Genomic DNA, 18,135 nt, shown 5'->3' with positions numbered 1-18,135 from the left:
TCACCGTCCGGCCCCACTGCCGGACGGTCTCCAGGCAGACCTCCTGCGGCACCGTGCCCCTCCGGATCAGGCACATCACCTGGTCGACGCCGTTCCGGCGCAGCCGCTCCCCACGGGCGACGGCCGTCTCCGCCCTCCCGTCGGCGGCCGCGCATGCCTGATCGAAGTACTTCTGGCAGGCATAGGGGGAGGGAGGAAGAGCCGTACACTGCGGTCCGTGGAGGACGACGACGCGACCGTGCCCGGACTTCCCGCGACGAGCTGGGCGGTGCTCGGACTGCTCTCCTTCGGACGGGAGCTGTCCGGCTACGACTGCAAGAAGTGGGCCGACCGCTCGCTCGGGCTCTTCTACTGGAGCCCGTCCTTCAGCCAGATCTACAGCGAGCCGCGCCGCCTGGAGAGGGCCGGTTACGCCACCTCCCGGCTGGTCGCCCCCGAGTCCGGCAGCCGCGACAAGCGGAACTACCGCATCACCGGGGCCGGCCTGGCCGCCGTCCGCGCCTGGGCGGGAACCGCCCCCGTCGATCCGCCCGTCCTCAAGCACGGACCGCTGCTGCGGCTCTGGTTCGGCCACCTCCTCGAACCCGGCCGCGTCCGGGAGGTCCTGGCCGGCCACCGCGACCGGTCCGAGACCCCGCGCCGGCGCGCCGCCGCCGACGCGGCCGAGGCCGGCGCCGACGAGGCGTGGGCCTACCCGCAGCTCACCCTCACCTGGGCCGAGCGGTACCACGCAGCCGAACGCGACCTGGCCGAGGCCATGCTCGCCGACATCGAGAGAGCCGAGGGGGAGCGCTGACATGGCACTGAGCCTGCGCAAGGTGGAGGAGACCGCGCCCGCGCTGGTCAGCCTCTACAAGTCGGCGGGGGAGTCGCTGCGGCGGCACGGCGTCGACGGACAGCGCGTCGCCGTCTACCTGGTGGTCGACTACTCCGGCTCGATGAAGCCGTACTACAACGACGGCAGCGTCCAGGCCCTCGCCGACCGGGTCCTCGGACTCTCCGCCCAGCTCGACGACGACGGCCGGGTGCCGGTCGTCTTCTTCTCCACCGAGGTCGACGCCGAGACCGAGATCCGGCTCGACGACCACCAGGGCCGGGTGGAGCGGATCGTCTCCGGCCTCGGCCACATGGGGAAGACCAGCTACCACCTCGCGATGGACGCCGTCATCGACCACTACCTCGACAGCGGGGCCACCGCGCCCGCCCTCGTCGTCTTCCAGACCGACGGCGGCCCCATCAACCGGCTCGCCGCCGAACGGTACGTGTGCAAGGCGGCCCGGCTGCCGCTCTTCTGGCAGTTCGTCGGCTTCGGCGACCCCGGCAGCAAGCAGTTCGACTTCCTGCGCCGGCTCGACGAACTCGCCGTCCCGGAGCGGCGGTGCGTCGACAACTCCGGCTTCTTCCACGCCGGCAAGGACCCCGGCCGGGTCGCGGACGCGGAGCTGTACGACCGGCTGGTCGCCGAGTTCCCCCGCTGGCTCGCCGCCGCCCGCGCCCAGGGCATCGTCCGCTCCTGAAACCGATGGCCCCGGCCGGGGCCCGGGGGGATCATGGCCGGATGAGTTCTCTCGTACGCCACGTGACCATCGACTGCGCCGACGCCTACGCCCTCGCCCGCTTCTGGGCGGAGGTGCTGGACGGAAAGGTCTCCGACGACGACCGCCCCGGCGACCCCGAGGCCCTCGTCGAGTCGGAGGGGGCCGGCCTCCTCTTCATCCGGGTCCCGGAGCCGAAGTCGGTCAAGAACCGGGTCCACCTCGACCTCCAGCCGCGGGACCGCACCCGCGACGAGGAGGTCGAGCGGCTGCTCGCCCTCGGCGCGACCCTCGTCGGCGACCACCGCAACGCCGACGGGACCGGCTGGGCGACGATGGCCGACCCGGAGGGCAACGAGTTCTGCGTGGAGCGCGGCGCGGCGGAGCGGGCGGCCTCCTGAGCGCGCGCCGTCCGGAGCAATCCGGACAGTAGGTGTCGGGTATCCGGTGTTTCCTGGAGCCATGGGAGACACCGGAACCACCACCTGGGCCGCCTTCGAGGCCGCCGAGCCCGCGCTCGCCGCCACCGTGCGGGAGCGCTTCGGGCGGTACACCCACCACGCCCTCGCCACCCTCCGGAAGGACGGCTCGCCGCGGCTCAGCGGCATCGAGGCCGACTTCCGGGGCGGTGAGCTGTGGCTCGGCATGATGCCGAACTCCCGCAAGGCCCTCGACCTGCGCCGCGACCCGCGCTTCTCGCTGCTCGCCAACCCCGGCGCCGGCACGGACATGGGCGGCGGCGACGTGCGGATCTCGGGACGGGCCGTCGAGGTCACCGACCCGGACGCGCTCGCGCGGTACGCCGCCGAGGCCGGGGCGCCGCTGCCCTTCCACCTCTTCCGGGCGGAGCCCGCCGAGGTGGTGCGGACCTGGGTGGACGGCGAGGAGATCTGCTTCACCACCTGGCGGCCCGGGCGCGCGCCCCGCACCCTGCGGCGGGGCAACGACGACGCCCCGCCGCGCGAGGACGGCGCCTGAGGCCGGCCCGCGCCCGGCGCCTTCCGGAGCGACGACAATGGGCGGGTGTCAGCGACCAAGAAGAAGAACCAGGCGAACGCCGCCGCGCCCGAGCGGCGCCGCGAACTCCTCGACACGGCCGCCGAGGTGTTCGCCGCCCAGGGCTACAACGCCACCACCGTGCGGAAGATCGCGGACGCCGCCGGCATGCTCGCCGGCAGCCTCTACTACCACTTCGACTCCAAGGAGTCGATGCTCGACGAGATCCTCTCGACCTTCCTCACCGAGCTCTGGGAGGGGTACGACGCCGTCCTCGCCGCCGGTCTCGGCCCCCGGGAGACCATCGAGGCCCTGGTCACCGAGTCCTTCCGGGAGATCGACCGGCACCGCGCCGCCGTCGCCATCTACCAGAAGGAGTCCCGCCACCTCACCGACCTGCCCCGCTTCCACTACCTCGCCGACTCGCAGCGCCGGTTCGAGAAGGCGTGGCTCGGCACCCTGGAGCGGGGCGTGGCGGACGGGGTGTTCCGCGCCGACCTCGACGTCCGGCTCACCTACCGCTTCGTCCGCGACACCGTCTGGGTCGCGGCCTCCTGGTACCGGCCGGGCGGCCGGCACCGCCCCGAGGAGATCGCCCGCCAGTACCTGTCGATGGTCCTGGACGGCATCGCCGTGGGCGGCTGACACCCCGAGTCGTACGCGGGCGGGCGCGGCCCCCGCACGGGCCGCGCCGCGCCCGCGTCAGCCGACCAGCCGCTCCCGCAGACCCGCGACGGTGCGCAGGTCCAGGCCCAGGCCGGCCGTCACATAGCGGTACAGGCCGCCGTAGCCGGCGCGCACCTCGTCGAGGGCCGCGTCCAGGTACTCCCGGCGGACCTCCTGGAGGGGCACGATCAGCTCCGGGTTCCGCATCAGGCCGCCCTGCCGGAGGCCCTCGCGGACGCGGGCGTCGTGGGCGGCGCGGATCGTGTTGGAGGCCAGGTAGTCCTCGGTGGCGAATCGTTCCGGCACGCCGACGAGCCGGAGGAGCAGCCAGCTGGTCCAGCCGGTGCGGTCCTTGCCCGAGGTGCAGTGGTAGAGCACCGGGCCGGAGCCGGGCGCGGCGAGTTCGCGCAGGGTCCGGCCGAAGGCCGCCCGGTTCGCCGCGTCGGTGACGAAGGTCCGGTAGACGTCCGCCATGAAGGCCGCCGCCCGCCCGCCGCCGAGCATCTGCTCCTGCAGCACCGGGTCGCGCGAGGCGATCGCGGCCGTCAGCCGCCCGAAGAGGCCGTTGTCGGTGACCGGCCGGGCCACGGCGGTCACTCCGGCGGGGAGCCGGTCGGCGCCGTCGTACCCGACCTCCAGGGGGATCCGGAAGTCGACGGCCCGGGCGAGCCCGAGCCCGCCGAGCGTGACCAGGTCGGCGTCGGTGAGCTTCCCGAGGTGGTCGCTCCGGTGGACGAGGCCGTACCGGACCCGCGCGCCGTCGTAGGTGGGGTGGCCGCCCAGGTCACGGAGGTTCACCGCGCCCTGGAGCGGGATGTGGCGGACCGGGGCGGGGACCCGGGGGCGGGCCGCGGCCACAGGGGCGACCCCGGCCAGGACGGCGGTGGCGCCGGCGGTGCTCAGCAGGGCGCGTCTCGACAGGGGCACGGAGGACTTCCTTTCCACCAAACATTAGTTAGGTGACGTCGAGGGGAAGGTAGCAGCCCGGCGGCACCGGGCGGGAGGGGTCGGGGCGCCCCGGTCCGCCGCGCACGGCCCTCACGGAGCCGGCCGGGCGGCCCGTGCCGTCAGCGGCCGCGCGGGGGGATCCACTCCAGCCGGGTCCTGACCCGGGCGTCGCGCACGAACTCCAGGGCGGCCAGCGCCGTCTCGCGCGGCGCGCCGTCGGGGTCGCCGTCCGCGAGGACCGCCGCCAGCGCGTCCACCGCCCGCGGGTCCTGGCGGATCGCCAGGCCGCGGGCCGCCTCCGCCGCCGTCTCCGGATCGGGGTCGGCGAGCCGCTCCGCCAGCGCCTCCCGCACCAGCGGGGTGTCGTCCGGCAGCTCGGCGAGGGCCAGCACCGCCCAGTCCCGCACCCGCGCGTCCCCGTCCCGGCTCAGCCCCAGCAGCACCCCGAGCGCCTCCATGTGCCCGGCCGGCACCAGCCCGGCCAGCGCGCCCGCCACCGCCCGCCGCACCTCCGGGTCCGGATGGCCCGCGGCGGCCAGCAGCTCCGGCACCGCCGCCTGCTCCCCGCACGCCCCCAGCGCCGTCACCACCGACAGGACCGGCTCCCGCGCGGTGCCCGCCGCCTCCGCCGCCAGGCGCCGCAGCACCGGCACCGCGCTCGCCGCGAAGCCCGGCAGCGCCCCGAGGACCCGCGCCCCGAACGCCTGCCGCAGCGGATCGCGGTAGGCGCACCAGGCGGCCGCCGCCACGAAGGTCTCCTCGTCGGCCCGCCCGGCGAGTTCGGCCACCGCCGTCGTCCAGTCGTCCAGCTCCGGATCCCCGCAGCGCAGCGCCCGCGCGGCCAGCTCCTCGGACGGGGTGTGCCGGCCGAGCGCCGCCTCCAGGAGCGTCGCGACGGCCGCGTGCCCGGTCTGCCGCTCGTCGCCGCTCCCGGGCCGGCCGTCCTCCCGCAGCAGCTCGACCACCACGGTCACCCCGCCGTCCTCCCGGACCCGCCGGACCACGGCCTCGTACGTCTCCCCGCCGCCGTTCCCGGCGACCAGCCCGCGCCGCAGCTCGGCCGCCACGTCCACGCCGATCCACCGCCGCGCCTCCCGCAGCGCCGGCGCCGCTCCCCGCGCGCCGTGGTCGAGCAGCGCCCGTACGCAGGCGGTGGAGCCGCGCCGGGCCGCGGCGGTCAGCGGGGTCAGCCCGTCGGGGCCGGGGCGGTCGGGGTCGGCGCCGTGGTCGAGCAGCGCCCGTACGGTCTCCGCGTGGCCGAGCCGGACCGCCCAGGCGAGCGCCGTGAAGCCGAACTCCTCCTCCTGGTCGGGGCGGGCGCCCGCCGCGAGCAGCGCCCGCACGGTCCCCGCGTGGCCGCCGCAGGCCGCCCCGCACAGCGGCAGGTCGCCGCCGTCCGGGCCGCTCGCCCGGCCGGGGTCGGCCCCGGCGGCGAGCAGCAGCCGGACTATCCCCGGCTCGTCGGCGACCGCCGCCCGGTAGAGGGCGGTCTCCCCGTCGTCGTCGGCCTCCGGGTCGGCGCCCCCGCGCAGCGCCCGTACGACCGCGTCCTCGTCCCCGGCGCCGATGGCGTCGAACAGCGTGCTCATGCGCCGACCCTGACCCGCCGTCCGCTCCCGGCGCAAATCCGCCCCGGTCCGGTCAGGGCTTGCGCGCCTCGATGAGGAAGCGGGCGGTGTGCGCCGTGAAGGGGCCCTCCCGGACGATCCGCTCGTGCAGTTCGCGCAGCCGGTCGCGGTACGCCTCCACGGTGAAGCCGGGCACCATCCAGATCACCTTCCGCAGGAACCAGACCACCGCGCCCACGTCCCGGAACTCGGTCCGCAGCCTCTCCGCCCGCAGGTCCACCACCTCCAGGCCGGCCGCCTCCGCGTCCCGCCGGGCGTCCTCGGGGTGCCGGGCGCGGCGGACCTCCTCCGGCTGCGGCCCGAGGAAGTACTCGACCAGCTCGAAGACGCTGGACGGGCCCACCTGCTGGGAGAGGTAGGTGCCGCCGGGCCGCAGCACCCGGGCGATCTCGTCCCACCACACCGTCACCGGGTGGCGGCTGACGACCAGGTCGAAGGCCGCGTCCCCGAAGGGCAGCGGGGGCTCGTCCTCGTCGTGCACGACGACCGCGCCCAGCGGGTGCAGCAGCCGGGTCGCCTTGGCCACGTTCGGCGGCCAGGACTCGGTGGCCGCCACCAGCGGCGGCAGCTTCCCCACCCCGGCCAGCACCTCGCCGCCGCCGGTCTGGACGTCGAGCGCGGCCGCCGCCCCGCCCATCCGCTCGCCCATCAGCCGCTGGTAGCCCCAGGACGGCCGCTCCTCGGTGGCCCGCCCGTCGAGCCAGGAGAAGTCCCAGCCCTCCATCGGGGCCGCCTCGGCCTCCGCCACCAGCTCCTCGAAACTCCGTGTCATCCCCGCATGGTGCCACCGGCGGTCGGGGGAGTCGCGGATGTTTCACCCGGCGCAGTCGAGGACCGTCCCGCACAGCCGGCAGCGGGCGCGCAGGGCGCGGCCGGCCGGGACGCGGAGGCGCTGGCGGCAGACCGGGCAGGGGAAGGCGACGGAGCTCGCCGGCGCGCCGCCGTCGAAGGAGTACGGGGCGCCGGGCGCGGCCCGCCCCAGCCGCCGCTCCCGCGCGTAGCGGCGCCGGTCCGACCGGCCGGCCCCGGCCAGCGGGGGCAGCCGCCGCTCCCGCCCGGCCTCGGCCCGGCCCCGCCGCCAGGCGTCGTACGCGACGGCGCTGGTGAACCAGGGAGAGGGGTCCTCGCCGAAGCGTTCGGCCCGCTGGGCGAGCACCCAGCCGAACTCCTCCGGGGTCAGGTAGCCGAGCTTCTGGCTCTCGGCGCCGTCCTGCCGGAAGGCGTCGAGAAGCAGCCAGCCCGCGCCCAGGTAGGTGGTCACCACGTCGGTGAGGATCTCGTTGCGCCCGGAGTCGGGGAAGCCGAGGCCGAGGCGGTGCAGCAGGACGTGGGTGATCTCGTGGGCGAGGGCGGCGCCGACGTCCCGGGTGCGGGTCCGGAAGCGCTCGTTGAGCTCGACGAAGTACTCGGGCCCCGCGGCGAGTTCGACGGTGGCGGCGTGCTCCATCGCGCGGAACGACACCACCATCCGGGCCTCCGGGAGGAGCAGGTGGCGCACCAGGACCCCGGCCACCCGGGTGGCGCCGAGGAGCGGGTCCTCGCCGGGGGAGAGGGACACGTCGGCGGCGGCCACGGCGGTGGCGTACCGGTCGACGCCGTCGGGGCCGAGGCGCCGGTAGAGCGCGGTGAGCGAGGCCCGTACGGCCTCCCGGTGGGGGAAGCCGTGCCGCACCCCGTGGGCGTCCTCGCCGACCCGGTCGGCCCTGTGGCGGTCCGTCATGCGCGCTCCACCCCCGCTCCCACTGTACGGTCCGACTCGGGCGCCTGGCCGAAAAGGCTTCCTTGTGGCGGCAGTTGAGGGTTGTCCATAATCCGGACATGCCTTGACGGGCGCATGTCATCAATGGGCGTGCGCGACCCGCCGTCACGGCCGCACCCCCCATGCAGGAACCCCCCACGAGAGAAGGCAGACCGTGCAGAAGAACCGGCTCGTCCGCACCCTGCAGAAACTCGCCGCCGCCGGCGCCGTCGCCCTCGCCGCCCTCAGCCTCCAGCCCGTCTCCAGCGCCACCGCGGCCCCCGCCCCGGTCGTCGGGGGCACCCGCGCCGCCCAGGGCGAGTTCCCCTGGATGGTCAGGCTCTCCATGGGCTGCGGCGGCTCCCTGATCAGCCCGCAGATCGTCCTCACCGCCGCCCACTGCGTCAGCGGCTCCGGCAACAACACCTCCATCACCGCCACCGCCGGCGTCGTCGACCTCCAGTCGAGCAGCGCCATCAAGGTCCGCTCCACCAAGGTCCTCCAGGCCCCCGGCTACAACGGCAAGGGCAAGGACTGGGCCCTCATCAAGCTCGCCAGCCCCATCACCTCGCTGCCCAACCTGAAGATCGCCGAGACCACCGCCTACAACAGCGGCACCTTCACCGTGGCCGGCTGGGGCGCGGCCCGCGAGGGCGGCGCGCAGCAGCGCTACCTCCTCAAGGCCAACGTCCCCTTCGTGTCGGACGCCTCCTGCCAGTCCGCGTACGGCAGCGACCTCGTCCCGTCCGAGGAGATCTGCGCCGGCTACAGCCAGGGCGGGGTCGACACCTGCCAGGGCGACTCCGGCGGCCCGATGTTCCGCAAGGACAACGCCGGCGCCTGGATCCAGGTCGGCATCGTGAGCTGGGGCGAGGGCTGCGCGCGGGCCGGCTACCCCGGCGTCTACACGGAGGTCTCGACCTTCGCCGCCGCGATCAAGTCGGCCGCGGCCACGCTGTAACCCACGGACGGGGGCCCCGGGGCGGCACAGCGCCCCGGGGTCCCTCCGCGCGCGGGCCCCTCATTCAGTTCGAAGACGCACAGCCCAGCTCCACGGCCACCGGCCCGCCCCCCTCCGCCGCGGGCTCCACCTCCAGCACCCACACCTCGTTCGCGCCCTCCCGCAGCACCGGCCCCGGCACAAACAGCCCCTCCTGCGGGCCCGCCGCAGGCCAGTACCGGCCCAGGCAGAAGCCGTTCACCCAGACGAAGCCCCGGCCCGCGCCCGGCAGCCGCAGCTCCGCGTCACCGGCGCCCGGGACCTCCACCGAGGCCCGGTACAGGCCCCGCCCGTCGCCGCGCTCCGCCGCCTTCCCGAACGGCACCCGGCCCACCGCCTCCGCCGTGAACGCGTCAAGCCGCAGCCCCCGGGCCCGCACCCCGTGCACGTACTGCCGCTCGTGCAGCAGCCCGCCGGTGATCCCCTTCGGCTCGGCCAGCCGCGGCCCGTAGTTCACCCGGCCCAGCGACTCCACCCACAGCTCCACCACGGCCGGGCCCGCCACCGGCTCCGGCAGCACCGCGTCCTCCTCGGTGAGCACCCCGGCGAAGACCCCGTCCACCCACACCTGCGCCCGGTCCCGCAGCCCCGCCACCGCGAGCGGATACGGCCGCCGGGGGCCCGGCACGGCGAAGCGGTACCGCACCAGGCCCCGGTCCACGCCCAGCTCCTCGAAGGTCGGCGGCGCCCCGGACTCCGCCTCCGCACCGCCCAGCCCCTCCAGGACCGCGCCCGGCGCCGCCCACTCCGCCAGGTCCGCCCGCACCGGCGCCGCCAGCCGGGCCGGCGGCTCCGGCACCTTTGGCAGCGGACCCGCCGCGTACGGCGCCAACACCTCCCGGAAGCGGTGGAACTTCTCCGTCGCCCGCCCCCACTCGTCCACCGGCGCGTCGTAGTCGTACGAGGTCACCGTCGGCAGCAGCCGCCCGTCGTGCAGCTCCCCGGCCCGGTTCGCGCCCGCCCAGCCGCCGAAGTTCGAGCCCCCGTGCGCCATGTAGACGTTCACCGACGCCCCGCACTCCAGGACCTCCCGCAGCGCCTCCGCCGCCTCCGCCGCGTCCCGCGCCGCGTGCTCCGTGCCCCAGTGGTCGAACCAGCCGCACCAGAACTCCATGCACATCAGCGGCCCCGACGGCCGGTGCCGGCGCAGCACCGCGAAGCCCTCCTCCGCGCCCGAGCCGAAGTTCGCCGTCGCCGGCACCCCCGGCACCGAACCGCCCGTCAGCATGTGGTCCTCGGGACCGTCCGAGGTGAAGAGCGGCACCGTCACCCCGCACTCCCGCAGCAGCCCCGCCAGCCACTCCAGATAGCGGGCGTCACTCCCGTAACTCCCGTACTCGTTCTCCACCTGGACCAGCACCACCGGCCCGCCCCGGTCCACCTGCCGCGCCACCACCTGCGGCAGCAGCCGCCGGAACCACCGCTCCACCGGCGCCAGGAACTCCGGGTCCCGGGTCCGCACCCGCCGCCCCAGCGGCCCCGTCACCCAGTGCGGCAGCCCGCCGTTCTCCCACTCGGCGCAGATGTACGGCCCCGGTCGCACGATCGCCCGCATCCCCGCCGCCGCCACCGCGTCCAGGAAACGGCCCAGCGCCTCCGGATCCGCCCACCGGCCCGGCTCCGGCTCGTGCAGGTTCCACGGCACGTACGTCTCGACGCAGTCCAGTCCCATCGCCCGCAGCATCCCGAGCCGGTGCTCCCAGTGCCCCTCGTGCACCCGGAAGTAGTGCAGCGCCCCCGACAGCAGCCGCACCGGCCGCCCGTCGAGCAGAAAGTCCTCGTCACCCACAGCGAACGTGCTCATGACCCCACCCTCACCCCCTGGCGGCGAGCCGGTCCATGGACAAAGATCGTCGCAGTTTGGACGTTAGAAGGACGGACGGAAGGGCAGGCCGGCGGATGTACCACACCTGGATGCGCTACTTCACGCCCGGCCCCGTCCACCATCGCCTCGGCCTGGTCTGCCTCGGCGTCGGACTCCAGCACGGCCGCCTCCCCGTCGTCGGCCCCCGCACCCTCGACCACCACGTCGCCGTCCTCGTCTCCGCCGGCGGCGGCTGGTACCGCTCCGCCGACGGCCGCCGCACCCCCGTCGCCGCCCCCGCCCTGCTCTGGCTCACCCCCGGCGTCCCCCACCACTACGGCGCCGACCCCGCCACCGGCTGGGACGAGTCCTTCGTCGACTTCACCGGACCCGCCGCCGCCACCTACACCGAACTCGGCTACATCGAACCCGACCGGCCCGTCGTCCCCCTCGCCGACGCCGGCCCCGCCCGCGCCGCCATCGGCCGCATCGCCCGCGCCGCCCGCCCCGGCAACCCGCTCCTGGAGGTCGAGACCGCCGCCGCCGTCCACGAACTCCTCGTCGCCCTGCGCCGCGGCCGCGCCGACACCGACGCCGACGGCGACCCCGTCCTCACCGGCCTCGCCCGCGACGCCTTCCAGCCGCTCTCCGTCGCCGAACACGCCGCCCGGCACGGCATGACCGCCGCCGAGCTGCGCACCGCCGTCCGCCGCGCCGCCGGGTGCAGCCCCAAGGACTACCTGCTCACCGTCCGCCTCGGCCGCGCCAAGGAACTCCTCGCCGCCACCGAGCTGCCCGTCGCCTCCGTCGCCCGCCGCGTCGGCTACGACGACCCCGCCTACTTCTCCCGGCTCTTCACCCGAAGGGTCGGACTCGCCCCCGTCCGCTTCCGCGAGCAGCAGGGCCGCGCCGTCCACGGCGGCTGGAGCGACCGCGTACCGGATCCCGAACACCCCCCGACCCTCACCGGAGACTCCGGATAGGCTCGCTGACCATGAGCGACACCCCGAACGACTCCAGCGCCATCGACCCCGCCGTCCGAGCCGAGCTGACCCGGCTGCGCGAGTCGATCGACAACATCGACGCCGCCGTCGTCCACATGCTCGCCGAACGCTTCAAGTGCACCCAGCAGGTCGGCGTCCTCAAGGCCGAGCACCAGCTGCCGCCCGCCGACCCGGCCCGCGAGGCCCGCCAGATCGCCCGGCTGCGCGAACTCGCCGAGAGCGCCCGGCTGGACCCGGCCTTCGCCGAGAAGCTCCTCAACTTCATCATCGCCGAGGTCATCCGCCACCACGAGACGATCGCGGACGGAACACGCTGATGGCACACCCCGCCAAGACCGTCACGGACGGAGCACGCTGATGGCCCGCGTCACGGTCTTCACCCTCGGCGGCACCATCTCCGCGCGCGGCGGCGACGCGGCCCGCATGACCGGGCCCGAGGTCCTCGCCGCCCTCGGCGCCCCCGAGGACGTCGAGCTGCGCGACTTCCGCCGGCTCCCCTCATCCTCCCTCGCCCCCGAGGACCTCGCCGCCCTCGCCGCCGAGGTGAACGAGACCGTCGCCGCCGGCTCCGGCGTCGTCGTCGTCCAGGGCACCGACACCCTGGAGGAGACCGCCTTCCTCCTCGACCTGCTCTGCCCCACCGAGCGGGCCCCCATCGCCGTCACCGGCGCCATGCGCCGCGCCGACCTCCCCGGCGCCGACGGCCCCGCCAACCTCGCCGCCGCCCTCGCCGTCGCCGCCGACCCCGCCTGCCGGGGCCTCGGCGTCCTCGTCGTCCTCGCCGACGAGATCCACGCCGCCCGGCACGCCCGCAAGACCCACACCACCTCGGTCGCCACCTTCGCCTCGCCCGGCGCGGGCCCCCTCGGCACCGTCGTCGAGGGCACCCCGCGGCTCCTGCTCCGCCCCGCCGTGCCCACCGCGCCCTGCCGGCTCTCCTACGACCCCGCGGTCCGGATCGCCCTGGTCACCCTCGGCCTCGGCGACCGCGGCGAACTCCTCTCCGCCGTCGACGACCGCTTCCAGGGCCTCGTCGTCGCCGCCTTCGGCGCCGGCCACGCCCCCTCCTGGCTCGTCGAGCCCCTCGCCGCGATCGCCCGCCGCGTCCCGGTCGTCCTCGCCTCCCGCACCGGAGCGGGCACCGGCCTCAGCGACACCTACCGCGGCCCCGGCTCCGAGTACGACCTCCTCCACCACGGCCTGATCCCGGCCGGCCCGCTCCACCCCGCCAAGGCCCGGCTCCTGCTCGCCGCCCTCGTCTCCAGCGGCGCCGCGGGACCCGCCGGCTACGACCGGCCCCGGATCACCGCCGCCTTCGCCCACCTCGACGGCACCGGCCTCGCCTGACGGCCCCTTTCGGCACCACCCCTGCCCGCCGACCGGGCGATCGGGCAGCATAGGGCCCATGTCCGTACTGACGCGCGACGAAGCGCAGACCCGTGCCCAGCTGCTCGACGTCCACCACTACACGGTGGACCTCGACCTCACCACCGGCGACGAGACCTTCCTGTCCACCAGCCTCATCCGCTTCACGGCCCGCGCCGCCGGGGACACCTTCGTCGAAGTCAAGCCGGACGCCCTGCACTCCGCCACCCTCGACGGCAAGCCGCTCGACCCCGCGGACCTCACCGGGAACCGGCTCGCGCTGAACCTCACCGAGGGCGAGCACGAGCTGGCCGTCACCGCCACCATGCGCTACTCGCACACCGGCGAGGGCATGCACCGCTTCCTCGACCCCACCGACGGCGAGTCCTACGTCTACACCCAGCTCTTCATGGAGGACGTCCAGCGCGTCTTCGCCGCCTTCGACCAGCCCGACCTCAAGGCCGTCTTCGAGCTCACCGTCACCGCCCCCGAGGGCTGGACCGTCCTCACCAACGCCGTCACCGAGCGCCAGGACGACGGCCGCTGGAAGGCCGCCCCCACCCAGCCGCTCTCCACCTACTTCGTCTGCGTCGCCGCCGGCCCCTGGCACTCGGTCCGCACCGAGCACGCCGGACTGCCCTTCGGCATCCACTGCCGCCGCTCGCTCGCCCCCCACCTCGACGCCGACGCCGACGAGATCATCGCCGTCACCAAGGCCTGCTTCGACCGCTTCCACGAGAAGTTCGACGAGCCCTACCCCTTCGACTCCTACGACCAGGCCTTCGTCCCCGAGTTCAACCCCGGCGCCATGGAGAACCCCGGCCTCGTCACCTTCCGCGACGAGTTCGTCTTCCGCTCCGCCGTCACCGCCACCGAGCGGATGACCCGCGCCATGGTCATCGCCCACGAGATGGCCCACATGTGGTTCGGCGACCTCGTCACCCTCCGCTGGTGGGACGACATCTGGCTGAACGAGTCCTTCGCCGAGTACATGGGCTACCAGACCGTCAACGAGGCCTGCTCCGACCTCTTCGCCGACACCTGGATCGACTTCGGCGTCGCCCGCAAGGCCTGGGGGTACGACGCCGACCAGCGCCCCTCCACCCACCCCGTGGCCCCCGACCCCGAGGCCGTCCCCGACACCGCCTCCGCCCTCCTCAACTTCGACGGCATCTCCTACGCCAAGGGCGCCTCCGCCCTGCGCCAGCTCGTCGCCTGGCTCGGCGAGGAGGACTTCCTCGCCGGCATCAACATCCACTTCAAGCGGCACCGGTTCGGCAACGCCACCCTCGCCGACTTCATCGACAACCTCGCCGCCGCCACCGACCGCGACGTCCACGCCTGGGCCGAGCGGTGGCTCCGCACCACCGGCGTCGACACCCTCACCCCCCGCCTCACCGGCGAGGCCGGCCGCTGGGACCTCGCCGTCGAGCACGCCGGCGGCCGCCCCCACCGCATCGAGGCCGGGGTCTACGACCGCCGCCCCGACGGCGAACTCGCCCTGCGCGAGCGCGCCTGGATCGACGTCCCGCAGCAGGAGCCCACCCGCCTCACCGGCCCCCGCCCCGCCCTCGTCGTCCTCAACGACGGCGACCACACCTACGCCAAGCTCCGCTTCGACGAGGTCTCCCGGGAGTCCGCCCTCCGCGGCCTCTCCCGCGTCCCCGACCCGCTCACCCGCGCCGTGATCTGGAACAGCCTCCGGGACATGGTCCGCGACGGGGAACTGGAGCCCGCCGCCTACCTGGAGACCGCCCTCGCCCACCTCCCCGAGGAGACCGAACTCGGCATCGTCCAGGGCGTCCTGGCCTTCGCCCGGCAGCAGATCGCCGACCGGTACGTCGCCGGGGAGGAGCGCCCCGCCGCCCTCGCCACCCTCCGCGAGATCGCCCGCTCCTTCCTCCGCCGCACCGAGGACGGCGACGACCCCGGCCTGCGCCTCACCGCCGTCCGCGCCCTGATCGACAGCGCCACCACCCCCGACCAGATCGCCTCCTGGCTCGACGAGGGCACCGTCCACGGCGGCCCCGAGCTCGACCCGGAGCTGCGCTGGCGCATCCTCGCCCGGCTCGCCGTCCTCGGCGCCACCGACGAGGCCGCCATCGCGGCCGAGCTGACGCGCGACCCCAGCGCCACCGGCCAGGAGGGCGCGGCCCGCTGCCGCGCCGCGCTCCCGGACCAGGCCGCCAAGGCGGCGGCCTGGGCGGCCATGTTCGACTCCGACGACCTGTCGAACTACCTCTTCACCGCCACCGCCCTCGGCTTCTGGCAGCCCGAACAGGCCGAGCTGGTGAGGGAGTACGTCGACCGCTTCTACGACGCGGCCATCGCCCTCGGCGACCGCCGCGGCCCCGCCATGGCCGAGGCCGCCGGCCGCCACGCCTTCCCCGCCCACGCGGTCGACGCCGCCTCCCTCGCCCTCGGCGAGCGCCGCCTCGCCGAGGGCACCATGCTCCCGGCCCTCCACCGCAAGCTCGTCGACCAGCTCGACGACCTCGCCCGCGCCCTGCGCGTCCGCCGGGGCTGAACCACCGGGACGGCACCTCACGCCAAGGTGCCGTCCCCCGTTCGGGTCACAACCGGCGACTCCCCGGACAGGGGCGCGCCGGCCCCGGCACGCTGTCGTCCATGCGTGCCGCACCCCCGCCCCCCCTCGCCGCCCAGCCCACCCCGCTCAGCCGCCTCCTCGGCACCGCCCTGGACGCACTGCGCACCGGAGCGGAGGAACGGGGCGGGCCGCTGCCGGCCGGCGGGCCCGAAGCGGTCGCGGCACGGGTGCGCGCCACCCTCGGGGACGTGCTCCCCGAGACCGGGACCGGACCGGACGAGGCGCTGCGCACCCTGGTGCACCTGGTCGCCGCCGGCGCCGCCGATCCCGCGCACCCGCTCTGCGCCGCCCATCTGCACACCCCGCCGCTCGCGCTCGCCGCCGCCGCCGACCTGGCCGCCGCCGCGCTCAACCCCTCGATGGACTCCTGGGACCAGGCCCCGGCCGCCTCCGCCCTGGAGGCGGAGGTCACCGCCGCGCTCGCCGCCGAGGTCCACCCGGCGGCCGACCGCCCCGACGCGCTCGTCACCACCGGCGGCACCGAGTCCAACCAGCTCGCGCTGCTCCTCGCCCGGGAGCGGCACGGCCCCCGCCTCACCACCGTCACCGGCGCCGCCGCCCACCACTCCGTCCGCCGCGCCGCCTGGCTCCTCGGCCTCCCCGAGCCGGTCACCGTCCCCACCCCGCGCGGCCTCCTCGACCCCGAGGCCACCGCCCGGGTCCTCGCCGCGCAGGACGGGCCCGTCCTCCTCGCCGCCACCGCCGGCACCACCGACGAGGGCCTGATCGACCCGCTGCCCGCGCTGGCCGACGCCTGCGCCGCGCACGGCGCCGACCTGCACGTCGACGCGGCCTACGGCGGACCGCTCCTGTTCAGCCGCGCCCACCGGCACCTCCTGGACGGCCTGGACCGGGCCCGCACCGTCACCCTCGACCTGCACAAGCTCGGCTGGCAGCCGGTCGCCGCCGGACTCCTCACCGTCCGCGAGGCCGGCGACCTCGCCGCCCTCGCCCACACCGCCGACTACCTCAACGCCGGCGACGACACCGAGGCCGGCCTCCCCGACCTCCTCGGCCGCTCCCTGCGCACCACCCGCCGCCCCGACGTCCTCAAGGCCGCCGTCACCCTGCGCGCCCTCGGCAGGACCGGCCTCGGCGCCCTGGTGGACCTCTGCGTGGAGCACGCCCGGGACCTGGCCGACCTGGTGGAGAAGAGCCCGGAGCTCGAACTGCGGGACCGGCCCGTCCTCACCACCGTCCTCTTCCGCCCGGCCGGCGCCGACGACGCGGCGGTCGCCGGGGTCCGCCGCCGGCTCCTCGCCGGCGGCCGGGCCGTCCTCGGCCGCGCCCGCGCGGACGGCCGGCTCTGGCTCAAGGCCACCCTCCTCAACCCCCACACCACCCCCGACGACCTGGCCCAGCTCATCGCCCTCGTGGTGGAGACCGCAGCACTCGTGGAAGGCAGCACCGACCGATGACCGGCAGCACCCCTCAGCAGGGCACCCCCCAGCAGGACCTCGACCGCCCGCACGACCTGGTGGGCGTCGGCATCGGCCCGTTCAACCTCTCGCTCGCCGCCCTCGCCGACGGCGTCCCCGGCGGACTCGCCGCCACCTTCTTCGAGCAGCGCCCGGCCTTCCACTGGCACCCCGGCCTGCTCATCGAGGGCGCCACCCTCCAGGTGCCCTTCCTCGCGGACCTGGTGACCCTCGCCGACCCGGCCAGCCCCTGGTCCTTCCTCAACTACCTGCGCAGCCGCGAGCGCCTCTTCCCCTTCTACTTCGCGGAGAAGTTCCACATCCAGCGCGCCGAGTACGACGCCTACTGCCGCTGGGTCAGCGAACGGCTGCCCGGCCTCCACTTCGGCCACCAGGTCGACTCGGTCCGCTGGAACCCCGAGCGCCGGCTCTTCGAGGTCGACTTCACCCAGCTCGACCCGGACGGCGAGGCCGCCGCGCTGGGCCGCGCCTACACCCGGAACGTGGTCCTGGGCGTCGGCACCGAGCCGTACGTCCCCGAGCCGCTGCGCCCGCTCGCCGAGGCCCCCGGCGTGCCGGTGGTCCACGCCGCCGACTACCTCGCGCACCGGGAGTCGCTGCTCGCCGCCGGGCACGTCACCGTCATCGGCTCCGGCCAGTCCGGCGCCGAGGTCTTCCTCGACCTGCTCCGGGCCCGTCCGGCGGGCGCCGAGCGGATCAGCTGGCTCTCCCGCACCGAGGCCTTCGCGCCGATGGAGTACTCGAAGCTGGGCCTGGAGCACTTCACCCCCGACTACACCCGCTACTTCCACGCCCTGCCGGAGCCGGTCCGGGGCGAACTCGTGCCCCGCCAGTGGCAGTTGCACAAGGGCATCGACGCGGAGACCATCGCCGCCGTGCACGACGAGCTGTACCGCCGCACGCTGCACGGCGGCTGGCCGGACGCCGTCCTCACCCCCGGCGTCCGGGTCCGCACGGCCGGCCGGGTCGCCACCACCCAGGTCGAGCTGCACCTGGAGCACGTCCAGCAGGGGACCCGTTCCCGGCTCACCACGGACGCCGTCGTCCTCGCCACCGGCTACCGGGAGCGCCCGGTCGACCGGATGCTGGCCGGCCTCGACCCGTACCTGCGGCACGACGCGGCGGGCCGGGCGAGGATCGACGAGCACTACCGGCTGGTCCTCGACCCCTCGGTGACCGGGGCGGTCCACGTGCAGAACGCGGAGCGCCACACCCACGGCGTGGGCGCCCCCGACCTGGGCCTGGCGGCCTGGCGCAGCGCGGTCATCCTCAACGCGGTCACCGGCAAGGAGCCGTATCCGCTGCCGCGCCGGACCGCCTTCACCAGCTTCGGCCTGGACGCGCGAGAGGCGCCGAGCTTCCCGTCCCAGGACCGGAAGCTGACGCCCCTCGTGCAGAGCTGAG

At 75.5% G+C, this 18,135-nt stretch carries 17 protein-coding genes; 12 read left to right on the top strand and 5 right to left on the bottom strand.

Features of this window, described 5'->3' with window-relative positions:
• The first annotated feature begins 217 nt into the window (after positions 1-217).
• The 5 genes from ACF1ED_RS11695 (at position 218) to ACF1ED_RS11675 (ending at position 3,176) form a co-directional block, all read left to right on the top strand.
• The gene (locus ACF1ED_RS11695) at positions 218-796 is read left to right on the top strand and encodes a PadR family transcriptional regulator (protein WP_391759127.1); all 579 of its coding nucleotides are present in this window, start codon (positions 218-220) and stop codon (positions 794-796) included.
• 1 nt (position 797) lies between these two features.
• Entirely contained in the window at positions 798-1,517 is a 720-nt protein-coding gene (locus ACF1ED_RS11690; protein WP_391759125.1) for a VWA domain-containing protein, read from the top strand.
• Positions 1,518-1,558: 41 nt separating this feature from the next.
• The gene (locus ACF1ED_RS11685; RefSeq protein WP_391759123.1) at positions 1,559-1,936 is read left to right on the top strand and encodes a VOC family protein; all 378 of its coding nucleotides are present in this window, start codon (positions 1,559-1,561) and stop codon (positions 1,934-1,936) included.
• Positions 1,937-1,997: 61 nt separating this feature from the next.
• The gene (locus tag ACF1ED_RS11680; RefSeq protein WP_391759121.1) at positions 1,998-2,513 is read left to right on the top strand and encodes a pyridoxamine 5'-phosphate oxidase family protein; all 516 of its coding nucleotides are present in this window, start codon (positions 1,998-2,000) and stop codon (positions 2,511-2,513) included.
• A 45-nt stretch (positions 2,514-2,558) separates the two neighbouring features.
• Positions 2,559-3,176 carry a TetR/AcrR family transcriptional regulator gene (locus ACF1ED_RS11675; protein ID WP_391759119.1) on the top strand — a complete coding sequence of 206 codons (618 nt, stop codon included), beginning with the start codon at positions 2,559-2,561 and terminating at the stop codon, positions 3,174-3,176.
• 57 nt (positions 3,177-3,233) lie between these two features.
• Here ACF1ED_RS11675 and ACF1ED_RS11670 read toward each other — a convergent pair whose 3' ends face one another.
• The 4 genes from ACF1ED_RS11670 to ACF1ED_RS11655 form a co-directional block, all read right to left on the bottom strand.
• Entirely contained in the window at positions 3,234-4,124 is an 891-nt protein-coding gene (locus ACF1ED_RS11670) for a tyrosine-protein phosphatase (protein ID WP_391759117.1), read from the bottom strand.
• Between the two features lie 140 nt (positions 4,125-4,264).
• Positions 4,265-5,734, bottom strand: a complete 1,470-nt coding sequence (locus ACF1ED_RS11665; protein WP_391759115.1) for an ankyrin repeat domain-containing protein — start codon at positions 5,732-5,734, stop codon at positions 4,265-4,267.
• 52 nt (positions 5,735-5,786) lie between these two features.
• Positions 5,787-6,545 (bottom strand): class I SAM-dependent methyltransferase, encoded by a 759-nt coding sequence (locus ACF1ED_RS11660; protein WP_391759113.1) that lies wholly within the window; start codon positions 6,543-6,545, stop codon positions 5,787-5,789.
• Between the two features lie 42 nt (positions 6,546-6,587).
• The gene (locus ACF1ED_RS11655) at positions 6,588-7,493 is read right to left on the bottom strand and encodes a hypothetical protein (RefSeq protein ID WP_391759111.1); all 906 of its coding nucleotides are present in this window, start codon (positions 7,491-7,493) and stop codon (positions 6,588-6,590) included.
• A gap of 193 nt (positions 7,494-7,686) precedes the next feature.
• Between ACF1ED_RS11655 and ACF1ED_RS11650 the strand changes: the two genes are divergently transcribed.
• Positions 7,687-8,472 (top strand): S1 family peptidase, encoded by a 786-nt coding sequence (locus ACF1ED_RS11650; protein ID WP_391759109.1) that lies wholly within the window; start codon positions 7,687-7,689, stop codon positions 8,470-8,472.
• A 64-nt stretch (positions 8,473-8,536) separates the two neighbouring features.
• Here the strand turns inward: ACF1ED_RS11650 and ACF1ED_RS11645 are convergent, their stop codons facing one another.
• A complete protein-coding gene (locus ACF1ED_RS11645; protein WP_391759107.1) occupies positions 8,537-10,315 on the bottom strand; it encodes a beta-galactosidase in 1,779 nt (592 codons plus the stop codon).
• A gap of 95 nt (positions 10,316-10,410) precedes the next feature.
• Here ACF1ED_RS11645 and ACF1ED_RS11640 point away from each other — a divergent pair, with 95 nt between their 5' ends.
• The 6 genes from ACF1ED_RS11640 to ACF1ED_RS11615 all read left to right on the top strand — a co-directional run bounded on the left by ACF1ED_RS11640 (position 10,411) and on the right by ACF1ED_RS11615 (position 18,134).
• Positions 10,411-11,298 (top strand): AraC family transcriptional regulator, encoded by an 888-nt coding sequence (locus tag ACF1ED_RS11640; protein WP_391759105.1) that lies wholly within the window; start codon positions 10,411-10,413, stop codon positions 11,296-11,298.
• Between the two features lie 11 nt (positions 11,299-11,309).
• Positions 11,310-11,636, top strand: a complete 327-nt coding sequence (locus tag ACF1ED_RS11635) for a chorismate mutase (RefSeq protein ID WP_391759103.1) — start codon at positions 11,310-11,312, stop codon at positions 11,634-11,636.
• Between the two features lie 40 nt (positions 11,637-11,676).
• Entirely contained in the window at positions 11,677-12,666 is a 990-nt protein-coding gene (locus tag ACF1ED_RS11630; protein ID WP_391759101.1) for an asparaginase domain-containing protein, read from the top strand.
• 58 nt (positions 12,667-12,724) lie between these two features.
• On the top strand, positions 12,725-15,211 hold the full coding sequence (gene pepN, locus ACF1ED_RS11625) for an aminopeptidase N (RefSeq protein WP_391759099.1): 2,487 nt from the start codon (positions 12,725-12,727) through the stop codon (positions 15,209-15,211).
• A gap of 101 nt (positions 15,212-15,312) precedes the next feature.
• Positions 15,313-16,710 (top strand): pyridoxal phosphate-dependent decarboxylase family protein, encoded by a 1,398-nt coding sequence (locus ACF1ED_RS11620; protein ID WP_391759097.1) that lies wholly within the window; start codon positions 15,313-15,315, stop codon positions 16,708-16,710.
• Complete coding sequence (locus ACF1ED_RS11615; protein ID WP_391759095.1) at positions 16,707-18,134, top strand: lysine N(6)-hydroxylase/L-ornithine N(5)-oxygenase family protein; 1,428 nt, start codon at positions 16,707-16,709, stop codon at positions 18,132-18,134. Before ACF1ED_RS11620 ends, ACF1ED_RS11615 begins: the two co-directional genes overlap by 4 nt.
• The last annotated feature ends 1 nt before the right edge of the window (position 18,135 follow it).

Origin of the sequence: Streptomyces sp. NPDC014656, assembly GCF_043084305.1 — a bacterium.
Classification (GTDB): Bacteria; Actinomycetota; Actinomycetes; order Streptomycetales; family Streptomycetaceae; genus Streptomyces.
This window is presented reverse-complemented; position numbering and strand designations above follow the sequence as displayed.

What these genes read in the sequence shown, in the direction of transcription:
- ACF1ED_RS11620 (WP_391759097.1), top strand. Translation starts at nt 15,313, where the DNA reads ATGCGTGCCGCACCCCCGCCCCCCCTCGCCGCCCAGCCCACCCCGCTC.
- ACF1ED_RS11655 (WP_391759111.1), bottom strand. Translation starts at nt 7,493, where the DNA reads ATGACGGACCGCCACAGGGCCGACCGGGTCGGCGAGGACGCCCACGGG.
- ACF1ED_RS11645 (WP_391759107.1), bottom strand. Translation starts at nt 10,315, where the DNA reads ATGAGCACGTTCGCTGTGGGTGACGAGGACTTTCTGCTCGACGGGCGG.
- ACF1ED_RS11680 (WP_391759121.1), top strand. Translation starts at nt 1,998, where the DNA reads ATGGGAGACACCGGAACCACCACCTGGGCCGCCTTCGAGGCCGCCGAG.
- ACF1ED_RS11640 (WP_391759105.1), top strand. Translation starts at nt 10,411, where the DNA reads ATGTACCACACCTGGATGCGCTACTTCACGCCCGGCCCCGTCCACCAT.
- ACF1ED_RS11660 (WP_391759113.1), bottom strand. Translation starts at nt 6,545, where the DNA reads ATGACACGGAGTTTCGAGGAGCTGGTGGCGGAGGCCGAGGCGGCCCCG.
- ACF1ED_RS11685 (WP_391759123.1), top strand. Translation starts at nt 1,559, where the DNA reads ATGAGTTCTCTCGTACGCCACGTGACCATCGACTGCGCCGACGCCTAC.
- ACF1ED_RS11630 (WP_391759101.1), top strand. Translation starts at nt 11,677, where the DNA reads ATGGCCCGCGTCACGGTCTTCACCCTCGGCGGCACCATCTCCGCGCGC.
- ACF1ED_RS11690 (WP_391759125.1), top strand. Translation starts at nt 798, where the DNA reads ATGGCACTGAGCCTGCGCAAGGTGGAGGAGACCGCGCCCGCGCTGGTC.
- ACF1ED_RS11665 (WP_391759115.1), bottom strand. Translation starts at nt 5,734, where the DNA reads ATGAGCACGCTGTTCGACGCCATCGGCGCCGGGGACGAGGACGCGGTC.
- pepN (WP_391759099.1), top strand. Translation starts at nt 12,725, where the DNA reads ATGTCCGTACTGACGCGCGACGAAGCGCAGACCCGTGCCCAGCTGCTC.
- ACF1ED_RS11615 (WP_391759095.1), top strand. Translation starts at nt 16,707, where the DNA reads ATGACCGGCAGCACCCCTCAGCAGGGCACCCCCCAGCAGGACCTCGAC.
- ACF1ED_RS11635 (WP_391759103.1), top strand. Translation starts at nt 11,310, where the DNA reads ATGAGCGACACCCCGAACGACTCCAGCGCCATCGACCCCGCCGTCCGA.